At 59.1% G+C, this 12,728-nt stretch carries 15 protein-coding genes; 7 read left to right on the top strand and 8 right to left on the bottom strand.

Translation table 11 applies throughout. The features are described from left to right. Nucleotides 1-113: 113 nt before the first annotated feature. Nucleotides 114-314 carry a hypothetical protein gene (locus H3L94_RS07335; RefSeq protein WP_009119303.1) on the bottom strand — a complete coding sequence of 67 codons (201 nt, stop codon included), beginning with the start codon at nt 312-314 and terminating at the stop codon, nt 114-116. Nucleotides 315-623: 309 nt separating this feature from the next. On the opposite strand from H3L94_RS07335, the gene H3L94_RS07340 reads away from it, so the two are divergent. Next, nucleotides 624-1,799 carry an extracellular solute-binding protein gene (locus tag H3L94_RS07340; protein WP_182121485.1) on the top strand — a complete coding sequence of 392 codons (1,176 nt, stop codon included), beginning with the start codon at nt 624-626 and terminating at the stop codon, nt 1,797-1,799. 281 nt (nt 1,800-2,080) lie between these two features. Here H3L94_RS07340 and kdsB read toward each other — a convergent pair whose 3' ends face one another. From kdsB to H3L94_RS07360, 4 genes are all read right to left on the bottom strand, one after another. Further along, nucleotides 2,081-2,836 carry a 3-deoxy-manno-octulosonate cytidylyltransferase gene (gene kdsB / locus H3L94_RS07345; protein WP_182121486.1) on the bottom strand — a complete coding sequence of 252 codons (756 nt, stop codon included), beginning with the start codon at nt 2,834-2,836 and terminating at the stop codon, nt 2,081-2,083. After that, nucleotides 2,833-3,015 carry a Trm112 family protein gene (locus tag H3L94_RS07350; RefSeq protein ID WP_040660107.1) on the bottom strand — a complete coding sequence of 61 codons (183 nt, stop codon included), beginning with the start codon at nt 3,013-3,015 and terminating at the stop codon, nt 2,833-2,835. Before H3L94_RS07350 ends, kdsB begins: the two co-directional genes overlap by 4 nt. Nucleotides 3,016-3,083: 68 nt before the next feature. Beyond that, complete coding sequence (gene lpxK, locus H3L94_RS07355; protein ID WP_182121487.1) at nt 3,084-4,109, bottom strand: tetraacyldisaccharide 4'-kinase; 1,026 nt, start codon at nt 4,107-4,109, stop codon at nt 3,084-3,086. A gap of 15 nt (nt 4,110-4,124) precedes the next feature. Beyond that, a complete protein-coding gene (locus H3L94_RS07360) occupies nt 4,125-4,670 on the bottom strand; it encodes a dihydrofolate reductase (protein ID WP_244958735.1) in 546 nt (181 codons plus the stop codon). 234 nt (nt 4,671-4,904) lie between these two features. Between H3L94_RS07360 and H3L94_RS07365 the strand changes: the two genes are divergently transcribed. The 3 genes from H3L94_RS07365 to H3L94_RS07375 are packed head-to-tail and all read left to right on the top strand — an operon-like array spanning nt 4,905 to nt 7,271. Beyond that, complete coding sequence (locus tag H3L94_RS07365; protein WP_182121488.1) at nt 4,905-5,642, top strand: methionine ABC transporter ATP-binding protein; 738 nt, start codon at nt 4,905-4,907, stop codon at nt 5,640-5,642. Between the two features lies 1 nt (nt 5,643). Next, entirely contained in the window at nt 5,644-6,321 is a 678-nt protein-coding gene (locus H3L94_RS07370) for a methionine ABC transporter permease (RefSeq protein WP_009118528.1), read from the top strand. 38 nt (nt 6,322-6,359) lie between these two features. Then, the gene (locus H3L94_RS07375; protein ID WP_182121489.1) at nt 6,360-7,271 is read left to right on the top strand and encodes a MetQ/NlpA family ABC transporter substrate-binding protein; all 912 of its coding nucleotides are present in this window, start codon (nt 6,360-6,362) and stop codon (nt 7,269-7,271) included. A gap of 113 nt (nt 7,272-7,384) precedes the next feature. Here the strand turns inward: H3L94_RS07375 and nadE are convergent, their stop codons facing one another. The 3 genes from nadE to gshA form a co-directional block, all read right to left on the bottom strand. Further along, nucleotides 7,385-8,173, bottom strand: coding sequence for an NAD(+) synthase (gene nadE, locus H3L94_RS07380; RefSeq protein ID WP_182121490.1), 789 nt, complete (start codon nt 8,171-8,173; stop codon nt 7,385-7,387). 2 nt (nt 8,174-8,175) lie between these two features. Beyond that, entirely contained in the window at nt 8,176-9,111 is a 936-nt protein-coding gene (gene hemF, locus H3L94_RS07385) for an oxygen-dependent coproporphyrinogen oxidase (protein ID WP_182121491.1), read from the bottom strand. 98 nt (nt 9,112-9,209) lie between these two features. Continuing rightward, entirely contained in the window at nt 9,210-10,559 is a 1,350-nt protein-coding gene (gene gshA, locus H3L94_RS07390; protein WP_182121492.1) for a glutamate--cysteine ligase, read from the bottom strand. Between the two features lie 514 nt (nt 10,560-11,073). Here gshA and H3L94_RS07395 point away from each other — a divergent pair. The 3 genes from H3L94_RS07395 to H3L94_RS07405 all read left to right on the top strand — a co-directional run bounded on the left by H3L94_RS07395 (nt 11,074) and on the right by H3L94_RS07405 (nt 12,690). Further along, nucleotides 11,074-11,898: a class I SAM-dependent methyltransferase gene (locus H3L94_RS07395; RefSeq protein ID WP_182121493.1), complete on the top strand. Its 825-nt coding sequence runs from the start codon at nt 11,074-11,076 to the stop codon at nt 11,896-11,898. Continuing rightward, nucleotides 11,892-12,158 carry a hypothetical protein gene (locus H3L94_RS07400; protein WP_182121494.1) on the top strand — a complete coding sequence of 89 codons (267 nt, stop codon included), beginning with the start codon at nt 11,892-11,894 and terminating at the stop codon, nt 12,156-12,158. The genes H3L94_RS07395 and H3L94_RS07400 overlap by 7 nt, the downstream gene beginning before the upstream one ends. Nucleotides 12,159-12,357: 199 nt before the next feature. Beyond that, nucleotides 12,358-12,690 carry a DUF2185 domain-containing protein gene (locus H3L94_RS07405; RefSeq protein WP_009118536.1) on the top strand — a complete coding sequence of 111 codons (333 nt, stop codon included), beginning with the start codon at nt 12,358-12,360 and terminating at the stop codon, nt 12,688-12,690. The last annotated feature ends 38 nt before the right edge of the window (nt 12,691-12,728 follow it).

Here is a 12,728-nt window from a genome sequence, read left to right on the forward strand (position 1 = left end):
AGCCGCAGCAAAATCTCAGGCTACCTGAACACCACGAACCGATTTCTCAAACTTTCCCAAACCAATAAAAACAGCCCCCGCAGGGGCTGTGGCATCATCTAACGAACGGCGGTTCAGGCAGAAAAACCTTCCCCGTTCAACGCGGCTTTAAAGGCTTCCACATCGAAACCCTCGCCATGGGTAATCACCACGCGGCCGTCTTCATGGTTGGCATTCACCATTTTCACGCCGGCTACGGTTTCACCCTTGGCCACCAAACGGTCGGCATCGGTTTTGTTCGCCATGCCGGCTACCTGAATCAACATTTGCGGCATACTGTCCTCCTAAAATTAAAAAACGGGTTTTTAAGACGCAGTGGTGCCGTCGCCTTATCGTTTTTCGGAATCGCTTAATAAAACTTGCATATCGGGAATCCGCCGCCCGCCCCTTACACCGCACCGGCCCGGTAATGCCGGCGCCCAGGCCGCAGACAGCGGCGCTTATTGTGCCCGCATCGCCCCCCCTTGTCCAGCCGACATTGCCAATTAAAGCGCGATTCTTTAAAATGCGCGACTTTTTTGCGGCCGGGGAAACCCTGCCGTTTTTGCCAACCGACCCATGTCTTGACAGGAACTGCAAACATAATGAAAAAAAGCCTTTTATTCAGCGCCTTATTCGGTCTGTTTTTAAGCGCCTGCGGCGGCCAGAGCAATCAGGCCCCGCAAAACAGCGATGCCGCATCCGCCGCATCCGTCCCCACGCCCGCCGCATCCGAAACGGCAGCCGCCGATGACACCGCCGGCGGCACCCTCAACATCTACAACTGGTCGAACTACGTAGATGAAAGCACGGTAAAAGACTTTGCCGAGCAAAACCGCATCAAAGTCAATTACGACTACTACGAAAACAACGAAACCTTGGAAGGCAAAGTGCTTTCCGGCAGCACCGGCTACGACCTGGTGGTGCCCGGCATCGCGTTCCTGCCACGCCAAATCCAGGCCGGCGCCTATCAGCCCGTCAATAAAGACCTCATTCCCAACTACGCCAACATCGACCCCGAACTCCTGAAAATGATGGAAACCGCCGACCCGGGCAATAAATACGCCGTGCCCTACTTCTCCGGCATCAACACCTTGGCGATCACCGACAAAGCCCGCGAAATCCTCGGCGGCCAGCTGCCAGAAAACGAATGGGACCTGCTGTTCAAACCCGAATACACCAACCAGCTCAAACAATGCGGCATCTCCCTGTGGGACACCCCCAGCGAAATGTTCCCCATCGTGCTGAACTACCTGGGTAAAGACCCGGCCGGCGCCTCCGCCGACGACATCAAAGCCGCCGCCGACGTGCTGCGCGCCATCCGTCCCGACGTGAAACGCTTCAGCCCCGCCGTCATCGACGAGCTGGCCCGCGGCGAAGTGTGCCTGACCGCCGGCAACGGCGGCGACCTGAACATCGCCAAAACCCGTGCCGAAGAAGCCAAAAACGGCGTCAACATCGAAGTGCTGACGCCTCCTGGCATGGGCTTCTGGATCGAATCCTGGCTGATTCCGAAAGACGCCCGCAACCTGGAAAACGCCCACAAATACATTAACTGGACGCTGGACCCCGAAGTGGCGGCCAAAAACGGCAACTTCGTTACCTTTGCCCCCGCCAGCAAACCGGCGCGCGAGAAAATGGACCCCGCCATCGTGGCCACCCGCTCCATCTTCCCCAACAGCGAAGACATGAAAAACGGCTTCGTGATGCCGCAAATGAGCGACAACGCCAAACGCCTGAGCGTGCGCCTGTGGCAGGAAATTTCCGTCGGCGGTAAATAAGCTGACACAGCAAACGCCCCGCAATGATCTGCGGGGCGTTTTTTTGCATCCAAGGCTACCTGAAAACACCCGCCTCATTTCAGGTAGCCTGAAACTTTTTCAGGTAGCCTCTACGCCCATGCCGCCGATTGACCCTGCCTGCCAACACATATTCCGCTTTATTCTATCGTTCTGCAAACCAAGCGATTAAGCCAAACAAAACAGCCGAAACTTGGCCAAGTTTCGGCTGTTTGTGCCAGATAAGCACTCAGCAGCACGCTTGTCAGGTAGCCTGAATCTGATCAAGCAAAATAAGCCGCCACCCGCTGCAAATCCTCCGGCGTGTCGACCCCGGCCGCCGGTGCCTGTTCGGTGATCGCCACCGCAATGGCATGGCCGTGCCACAACACGCGCAGTTGCTCCAAAGACTCGATGCCCTCCAGCGGCGAAGGCGCCAACGCGGCATACTGCTTGAGAAAAGCGGTGCGGTAAGCATACAGGCCGATGTGGCGCAGCGGTGCATATCCTGCGGGCAGCGCCTTTTGGCCGCCGGCAAAGGCATCGCGCGGATAGGCAATCGGCGCACGGCTGAAATACAGCGCCTGCTGCTGTCGATTGAGCACCACTTTCACGCAATTGGGGTTCAGAAACTCGGCCACCTCGGCAATCGGGTGCGCGGCGGTGGCCATCGGTGCGGAGGATGCCGCCAGCAGATCGGCCGTGCGGTTAATCAGTTCGGGATCGATCAGCGGCTCGTCGCCCTGCACATTGACCACGATTTCGTCATCGGGCAGGCCTAATAACTGCACCGCTTCGGCCAAGCGGGTGGTGCCGCTGTCGTGTCGGGCATCGGTCATCACCGCCGCCACGCCGTGGCGTTCGCAGGCAGCGGCAATATCGGGGTGGTCGGTGGCCACCCAAATGCGGCCGGCGGCGCTTAACTGCGCCCGTTCGGCCACCCGCACCACCATGGGTTTGCCGCCCAAATCGGCCAACGCCTTTTCAGGTAGCCTGGAGGAAGCCAGGCGGGCGGGAATGATGACGCTGAAGCCGCTCATGCCTGCAGCTCTTCTTCGCTCAAGGGACGGGCTTCGTTTTCCAGCATGGTGGGAATGCCGTCGCGGATGGGATAGGCCAGCTTGGCCTGACGGCTCCACAGCTCTTGTTTGTCGGCGTGGTATTCAAGCGCGCCCTTGGTCAGCGGGCAGACGAGAATGTCGAGGTATTTTTTGTCCATGGTCGGAATCCTTTGGCGGCGGGCGGCCGCGTTGCAAACAGGGCGCATTGTACCGCGTAACGGGCGGCTTAGGCGCGCGGATGTTGCGGCAGGCAGCGTTGCAGCAGCCGTTCGGCCAAAGCCTCCGGCAGTTGCGCCCGCACCGGCCACACCCATACTTCCGCCGTGCCGGTCGGCGCCAGCTTGACCGCGTCTTTTTCGGTAACCAAATACGCATCGGCGCCCGGCAAACCCTCGAACGACCACGCTGCGTGGTCGGGCAAGGCCACGGTGGCGGCCAATTCGATGCCGGCGGCCTGCAAGGTGTGGAAGAAACGCTCCGGCCGGGCAATCGCCGCCACCGCCACCACTTGACGACCGTTCAGGTAGCCTGCCGGCAAAACGTCCTCCGGCGCACCCAAGCGGTAAGGGCGGCCGTTTTCCATCACGCTGCGGCAGCTGTAAACCGCATCCGGCAGCGGCAAAACCGCTGTCTCCGCGCCGCCGCCGCTGTACACCACCGCATCCACCTGATCCAAACGGCTCAGCGGTTCGCGCAGCGGGCCGTTGGGCAGGCTGTCCAAGCGGCGGCCGACATCGGCGGCGGGAAACACCGCGATTTCAAAATCGCGCGCCAAGGCATAATGCTGCAAGCCGTCGTCGGCAATCAACAACTCCAACTCGGGGTGGGCCGCCAGCAAAGCGTGGCCGGCATCGGCACGGCGGGCGGCCACCGCCGTGGGTGCGCCCGTGGTGCGGTACAGCAGCAAAGGTTCGTCGCCCGCCTCTGCCGCCGTGCTGTCCGGCCGCAGCACCGCCACGCCCTGCCCTGTGCGGCCGTAACCGCGGCTGATGATGCCGACGCGGACACCCCGTTGCTGCAACTGGCGCACCAACGCCTGCACCACCGGCGTTTTGCCGGTGCCGCCGGCATGGATATTGCCCACCACCGCCACCGGCACGGGCAGGCGCTCCGCCGCGCTGCGCCCATTCAAGTAACGCTGCCGACGCCAACGCGCCACTGCGGCAAACAGCCGGGCCCACGGCCACAGCAGCACGCTGAGCCAAGCGCGCGGGCGCTGCCAATGCCGTTCGATCAGGTGGTGCACAGCCATACAGAACGCACCTTCTTATGCCGACGGCGTTTCAGGTAGCCCGATGCGGCGGTAATGCACGAAATCGAAGGCCGTGCCGTTGGCGCCGGTCTGCGGCTCCCGCGCCACTTCCCGCCATTCCACAGGGGAAAAATCGGGGAAAAAAGCGTCGCCGTCCACGGTTAAGGCCACTTCGGTGAGCCGCAAATCGGTAGCCAGAGGCAGCGCCTGCGCATAAATCTGCGCGCCGCCGATGATCATGATTTCGGCCTCGCCCGCCAATGCCGCCAAGGCTTCGTCTAAGCTGGCAAAGCATTCCGCGCCCGCCGCCTGCCAGCCCGGCTGGCGGCTGACCACCAAATTGCGCCGTCCGGGCAGCGGTTTCCGCGGCAGCGAATCCCAGGTTTTGCGCCCCATCACCACCGGTTTGCCCAGGGTGCAGGCCTTGAAAAAAGCAAAATCTTCGGGAAGATGCCACGGCATGGCGTTGTCGGCGCCGATGCAGCGGTTTTGCGCCACAGCGGCAATCAGGGTGATTTTGGGCGGCATAATCAGGCTACCTGAAAGCAAAAACGCGGCCATTATAACGGCAAACCGGCTTTCAGGTAGCCCGAAAGCGGGCCGAACAGCCTGCCATATGCTTGACAAAACAGCCCTGTACCGCTATAGTGCGCCTCCTTTGATTTACGCCGATTTGACACAGCTTGCGGGCGTTAAAACAGCTAAAGCGTAGCCGGCCGCACGGATCAACGCCGCGCCGATGCCCGAATCTGTTAGCCCATTGCTGATGCAATGGGCTTTATTTAGTTTTTTTCCATGATTATTTTAGACTCCGTCAGCAAAAGCTACACCACGGCGCGGCAAGGCCGTTTTACCGCCGTGCACCCCCTGAGCCTGGAAATCGCCCAAGGCGAGATTTTCGGCCTGATGGGCTATTCCGGCGCCGGCAAATCCACCCTGCTGCGCCTGATCAACCTGCTGGAGCGCCCCGACAGCGGCCGCGTGGTGGTGAACGGCCACGACCTCACCGCCATGAACGCGCCCCAACTGCGCCGCGAACGGCAAAACATCGGCATGGTGTTCCAACAGTTCAACCTGCTGGCCAACCGCACCGTGGCCGGCAATGTGGCCTTTCCTTTGGAAATTGCCGGCTGGTCGACCGCCGACATCGCCCCCCGCGTGGCCGAATGTTTGGAAATCGTCGGCCTCTCGGAGCGTGCCGGCCACTACCCCGCCCAGCTCTCGGGCGGCCAAAAACAGCGTGTCGGCATCGCCCGCGCGCTGGCGCCCCGCCCCACCGTGATGCTGGCCGACGAGCCGACATCCGCCCTCGATCCGGCCACCACGCGCAGCGTGCTCAACTGCCTGCAAGACATCAACCAGCGCTTCCATGTCACCATCGTCATCGTCACCCACGAAATGAGCGTCATCCGCCGCCTGTGCCAGCGCACCGCCCTGCTGCACCAAGGCCGGCTGCTGGAAGTGGCCGAAGTGCGCAACCGCGAAATTCTGGCGCAGTCGGCCATCGGCTGCGAACTGGTGAGGGAGGATTGAGATGAACCAAACCACTGCTTGGGAAAACCTGAAACGCCTGCAACCCGATTTTTACGAAGCCATCTGGCAAACTTTGGTGATGGTGGGCGTGTCTTCCGTGGTCAGCATCTTGGTCGGCGGCTTGCTCGGTGTGTGGCTGTTTACCAGCGCCCGCGGGCAGATTTTCGCCAACGCGCCGCTCAACCGCGCCTTAAGCTGGGTGGTGAGCTTTATGCGCGCCTTCCCGTTTGTGATTCTGATGATCGTGCTGATGCCGCTCACCCGCCTGATTGTGGGCACGTCCTTCGGCCCGCTGGCCGCTTCGGTATCGCTCAGCATTGCCGCCAGCTTTTATTTTGCCCGCCTGGTGGAGCAAAATTTGAACGAAGTTCCACGCGGCGTGGTGGAGGCCGCTTTGGCCATGGGCGCTTCCCCCTTCACCGTGATCACCAAAGTGCTGCTCAACGAAGCGCGTTCCGGCCTGGTATTGAGCATCACCATTCTGATGATCGCCATTTTGGGCGAAAGTGCGGCCGCCGGCCTGATCGGCGGCGGCGGCATCGGCGACTTGGGCATCCGCTACGGCCATCAACGCTATATGCCCGAGGTGATGGCCGCCGTGGTGGCGCTGCTCTCCGCTTTGGTCATCATCATCCAAGCCACCGGCAACTACCTTTCCGCCCGTTTGGACAAACGCTGATTTTTTCACCACACTCTCATTTCAGGAGACTTGATTTTATGAACGCTTTATTGAAATTCACCCTTTCCGCCGTGGTCGGCCTCGGCCTGGCGGCCTGCGGCGGCCAAAACCAAAGCAGCGAAGCCCCTGCCGCTTCTTCAGGTAGCCAGCCGGCCGCCGCCGAAGCGAAAAAAGAAATCCGCTTCGGCACCACCCCGGGCGATTTTGCCGACATGGTGAAAGAATCCATCCAGCCCATGCTGGAAAAACAGGGCTACACCGTTAAGCTGACCGAGTTCCCCGACTACGTCACCCCCAACCAAGCTTTGTCCGAAGGCGCCATCGACATCAATGTGTTCCAGCACAAGCCCTATCTGGACGGCTTTAAAGCCGAACACAATCTGGACCTGACCGAAATCTTCCAAGTGCCCACCGCACCGCTGGGCCTGTATCCGGGCAAACTGAGCGCGCTGGAGCAAGTGAAAGACGGCAGCACCGTGTCCGTGCCCAACGATCCTTCCAACTTCGCCCGCGCCCTGGTGATGATGAACGAATTGGGCTGGATCAAACTGAAAGACGGCATCGACCCCTTGAAAGCCTCCAAAGCCGACATCGCCGAAAACCTGAAAAACATCCAACTGGTGGAAATGGAAGCCGCCAACCTGCCGCGCAGCCGCCAAGACGTTGACTTCGCCATCGTCAACGGCAACTACGCCATGTCTTCCGGCATGAAACTGACCGAAGCCCTGTTCCAAGAACCCAGCTTCGCCTATGTAAACTGGTCTGCCGTACGCACTGCCGACAAAGACGCCCAATGGCTGAAAGACGTGGAAGCCGCCTACAACTCCGACGAGTTCAAAGCCTATGCCCGCCAACGCTTCGCCGGCTACAAATACCCCGCTGCCTGGGGTGAGCAGGCCCAAGCCGCTGCACCGGCTTCCGAAGCCTCCGCTGCTTCTGCCGCACAATAAACCCTTTGCGGTATCAAAAACCCGCTTTCAGGTAGCCTGAAAGCGGGTTTTTGCTGCGGCTTATCATGATTTAAATCTTGGCTGCCTGTTTTCAGGTAGCCTGAAACAGCCGCTTAAGCCAACAGCGCCGGCGGAATGGCGCACACCGGAATCGGTCGGATTTTATGCTGGGTGGCGCGGTTGAGGCGGGTGTAAATCTCCAACACCTCGCGCTCGCGGCCAGTAAACTCGGCCGCCGTCCGCCCCGCTTCCGCCTGCTCCATCGCCCATTCCAATTCGGGATAGCTGGCGCCCATCTGCTCTTCGTCGGTGCGCTCCACGTCCCACAAACCGTCGGTGGGCACCGCGCGGCGGATGGTTTCGTGCACGCCCAGCGCATCGGCCAAACGGTAAACCTGGGTTTTCAGCAAATCGCCGATCGGGCTGACGTCCACGCCGCCATCGCCGTATTTGGTGAAAAAACCGACGCCGAAATCTTCCACCTTATTGCCGGTGCCGGCCACCAAGAGGCCGTTGATCTGGCCGTAATAATACAGGGCCGCCATGCGCAGGCGGGAGCGGGTGTTGGCCAGCGCCAGCGCCTTGTTGCCGGCTTCGGTGTTAGCCACCGTGGCTTCAAAGGCTTCAAAAGTAGGCGTCAAATCCACATTAAGGGCGCGCACTTGGGCAAACTGCGCCTGCAAATCGGCCATGTGGATGTCGGCGCGGCTGACTTGATCCGCCTTTTGGCGGATGGGCAGCGCCAAACACAACACTTCCAAACCGGTGCGGGCGCACAGGGCGGACACCACGGCGGAATCGATGCCGCCGGAGACGCCCACCACATACCCGCGCGCGCCGGCTTGGCGGGCATAATCGGCCAGCCAGCCGACAATATGTTGAATCACGGCTTCGGTTTGCATCTTTATTGCTCCTCTTGTTTATCGCTTTCGGCCAACCAATCGCGGGCTTTCAGGTAGCCTGCCAAGGCCGCTTCCGGGCTGCCCGGCTCCGGTTGGTAGCCGTATTCGAAACGCACGGCCGGCGGCATCGACATCAAAATGCTTTCGGTGCGGCCGCCGCTTTGCAGGCCGAAATGGGTGCCGCGGTCCCACACCAGATTGAATTCCACATAACGGCCGCGCCGGTAGAGCTGGAACTGCCGCTCGCGCTCGCCGTAAGGCGTGTGTTTGCGCCGTTCGACAATCGGCAGATAGGCTTTCAGGTAGCCCTCGCCCACTGCGCGCACAAAATCGAAGCAGGCATCGAAGCCCCATTCGTTCAAATCGTCGAAAAACAGGCCGCCCACGCCGCGCGCTTCCCGGCGGTGCGGCAGGTAGAAATACTCGTCGCACCACTGCTTGTAGCGCCGATACACCGCCTCGCCGAAAGGCAAACAGGCTGCGCGCGCGCAGGCATGCCAATGGCGGACGTCTTCTTCAAACGGATAAAACGGCGTCAAATCAAAGCCGCCGCCGAACCACCACACCGGCTCGCGCCCTTCGGGATAAGCGGCAAACAGGCGCACATTGGCATGGCTGGTGGGCACATAGGGATTGCGCGGATGCACCACCAGCGAAACGCCCATCGCTTCAAACGGCGCTCCCGCCAACTCGGGGCGGCGCTCGGTGGCGGCCGCCGGCATGGCGTCTGCGCGCACATGGGAAAAATTCACCCCGGCCTGCTCGAACACCGCGCCCGCTTTCAACACCCGGCTGCAGCCGCGGCCGAGCCGGCTCTGCCATTCGTCGGCCAGAAAATCCTGTGTGCCGTCCACCTCGGCCAAGGCCGTGCAGATGCGCGTTTGCAGCTCAGACAAAAAATCGGCCACCGCCTGCCGCTGTTCGGAAGAAAAACTCATGCTGGAATCAATCAAAGAAAACAATAAAAAACATGGTGTTCAGGCTACCTGAAAGGCCGTTCCACACGGTTTCGCCTGTTCAGGTAGCCTGTTGCGGATTAAGGAGCAGTCTGCTCCAGCTCAATCGCCGCCGCCAACAGCGACAGCCGCGCCATCACGCCGTACACATACAGGCGGTTGCTTTCGCAATCGCCCGTCTGTTTGCCGTCGGGCGCACCCAGGGTTTCCCACTGCTCGAACACGCGCTTGCTGCCGGCCAGCGCGTCGGGGTCGTCCGCGCTGCTGTCGGTTTGCGGCATATTCTGGCCCAGCGGCACGAAACGCATGCCGCTGGCGTTCAGGTTTTCATCGGCGCCGCGCCCTTCGTGCACACGGAAAAAACCGCCCACCACGAAACGGTCGATCATGTACACCACCGGCTCGGCCACCGCGCCGCCCAAGGTTTCGTAGGTGTAAATACCTTCCTGCACAATCACTTCGCTCACCGCCAGCCCTTCTTTCACCGTGGCCATTTTGTTGCGGTTTTTGCGGTTGAGGCCGCGCACTTCGTCGGCCGATTTCACGCTCATCACGCCCATGCCGTAGGTGCCGGCATCGGCTTTCACAATCACAAACGGCGCATCGGGAATGCCTTTTTCGTCGTACTTGGCCTGAATCTTGGCCAAAATACGTTCCACCGCCTCGGCCAATGCGTCCTCGCCTTCGCGCTCGTGGAAATCCAGGCCGCTGATGCGCTCGAAATAGGGATTGATCTGCCATTCGTCGATGCCGGCCAGCTCGGCAAACTCGGCAGCCACCTGATTATAAGCAGCAAAATGGGCGGTTTTGCGGCGGGTGGTCCAGCCCCCGTGCAGGGGCGGCAACACGGTTTGCGCCAAGTCCTGCAGGATTTCGGGCACGCCGCCGGACAAATCGTTGTTCAGCAACACCAAGCAGGGCGAAAAGCCGTCGGCCAAATGCACGCGGCCGCGGGTGCGCTGCAGCGGCTCCAGCACAATGGTATTGCCCAATGCGGTTTGGTATTCGGTGGGCTCGGTGATGTCGGGATTGAGGCTGCCCAAACGCACTTCGAAACCAGCTTGGCGCAGAATATTGCTCAGCGCATACACGTTTTCCAAATAGAAGGTGTTGCGGGTATGGTTTTCCGGCACGATCAGCACCGAACGGGCGGTTTCGCAGGCGCGCTCCACAGCATCGGTGGCCGCGGCAGCGGCCAGCGGACTGAAGCGCGGATTGAGATTGTTGAAGCCGCCGGGAAAGAGGTTCATGTCGATGGAAGACATTTTGTAGCCGCTGTTGCGGATGTCCACCGAACCATAAAACGGCGGCTTGTGGCGCCGCCACTGGGCGCGGAACCACGCTTCGATGGCAGTTTGTTTGCTCAGCAGCAGGGTTTCGAAATCCAGCAGGTGCTGCTGGTATTGCGGCGACATTTGCGGCAGGCTCATCGGTCTTCCTCGGAACGAAATTCGGAAAGGTGCATTATACGTGACTGCGGCTGCTCCGATAGGCCCTGCATACAAAAGAAAAGCTTTCTTTTAGATAGCGCTCCCCTGCTTCGCAAAAGACCGGCCGACAACTTTGGCAGTCAAGCCAACTAAGTGGTCAAGATTAAGGCATTTGCCGGTTATTTTTGTACCAATACGTAGGTTCTTTAAACCAAGGCCTTGTCGCGATGCACTGTTTGTCCAAATCTACCGCACTGTATTGTTCATACATCTGTAACCGATGCAGGAATAGATAAATTAAAATATTGTTAAATCTGTTAGTTAGAAAAATTTTTATACTTAATATTTATTGATAATCATTATTATAGATAGTATATTTTACATATTCTGACGAAAGTAATAAGGAGTGAATCATGCCCCGGCACCGTATGTTCCGTCTCAACTTGTTGGCCGCCTCGGTAGCCCGTCTGTTTTACCCAATGCCTTAACCGAAAGCAGTAAGAAAGGAATAACGATGTTGAAAATAAACAATACCGTCAGTGAAACCCTACTGATTCCGCTGTATATGAAATATCTCGCCGCGCAGCAGCCCGACCCGATTCTGTACGACGAAACCGCTATGCGACTGGTACCGCAGCTGGATTATGACTTTACTAAATTCGATCAAGCAAAAGGCAGCATTATCGGCACGGCCATTCGCGCCCGCTATTTTGACCAATGCACGGCCGATTTCATCTGTCGCCATCCTAACGGCGTGGTGGTCATACTCGGTTGCGGGTTGGACGGGCGTTGCCAGCGAATCGGTGATGTTGCACAGCACTCCCCCTTTTACCAGCTCGATTTGCCTGAGGTGATCGCTTTACGAGAGCACCTGTTGCCGCCGCGAAGCAATGAAACCCTGTTGGCTGCATCGGCATTTGATACGGCGTGGATGGATGAATTGCGTTGTCAATATCCGCAATCTCCGTTCTTATTCGTAATTGAGGGCGTACTGATGTATTTTCCCGAAGCAACCGTGCGGCAACTGATGGTGGATTTGGCACAGCGCTTCCCAAAAAGCGAAATCCTGTTTGATGTTTGCAGTAACTGGGCAGCACGTCATTCCGACCGCCACGATACCGTCAAACACACCCGCGCCCGTTTTCTGTTCGGTTGCGACGATGATCGCGAAATGGAAACTTGGGCACCGAATCTGCATTTGGTTTCTGCCAAATATATGCTTACCGATTTTCCCGAATGGAAACGGATCGGCCGCTTAGGATTATGGTTGATGCGCCTGTTGCCCTTTTTGCGCCGCTCCTTTCGCTTGTTGCATTATCGGATATCTGCGCAATGCTGATGCAGGTGTTCAGCATCAACGGAGCCGTACACAGCAACCTCAAACTGCATTATCTGTTTACCAGCCGCACAGGCTTGCTGCTGATTACGGGGGCTGCCTTCAGCCGCAGCGCCGCTGCCGCCTACTGGCTGCAATATTATGAATGGCTGGCTTTTTATCTGCCGGCCGTTTTGCTTTTGCTGGCATTCATGCTCTACCTGCCGGTGTATCTGCGGATTTTTATCGCCAACCCGCCGCTGCCGGTTACGCCGACCCATTAAGAAGCCCAATATCAGACTCAGCCGGTATCTATTGATATTGATATTGATATTGATAACGAACCGATACTGCACCCTGACGACAAAACTGCACAGTTCAGGCGGGAATATGAACAAAACAAGGTTAAACACCTCTCACCCGCCGTTTGGTGTAGAATTCGGCCCCTTGTCTGTTCAAACTGCTTCCCGCTGCTCCCTTCTCATGAATCCCTTTGCCCAAGCCCTTTCCGCCGCCCTCGGCCGCTGCATCGCCAGCAAAGAAATCAGCGAACACGGCCGCCGCATCGGCTTTCTCTACCGCGAAACGCCGGTGTTCGAGCAAGACAGCGGCTGGCGCTTTTTCGCCGGCGACGAAAGCGACGAATACGCCGCCGACCCCGATAATTTCGCCGTCTGCAGCATGGCCGACATCAGCGAACGCCATCCGGACATCCAGCCCTTGCTGCAGGAAGCAGAAGGCGCTTGGGAATGGAGCGAAGCCGAAAACGGCTTTGTTCCCGCCCCCGACTGGCAACCGCAATCCTCCCGCCCATAGGCTTTCAGGTAGCCTCACCGCCCTCCCTTTCATCCATC

The sequence above is a fragment of the Neisseria shayeganii genome (assembly GCF_014054965.1).
GTDB lineage: Bacteria > Pseudomonadota > Gammaproteobacteria > Burkholderiales > Neisseriaceae > Eikenella > Eikenella shayeganii.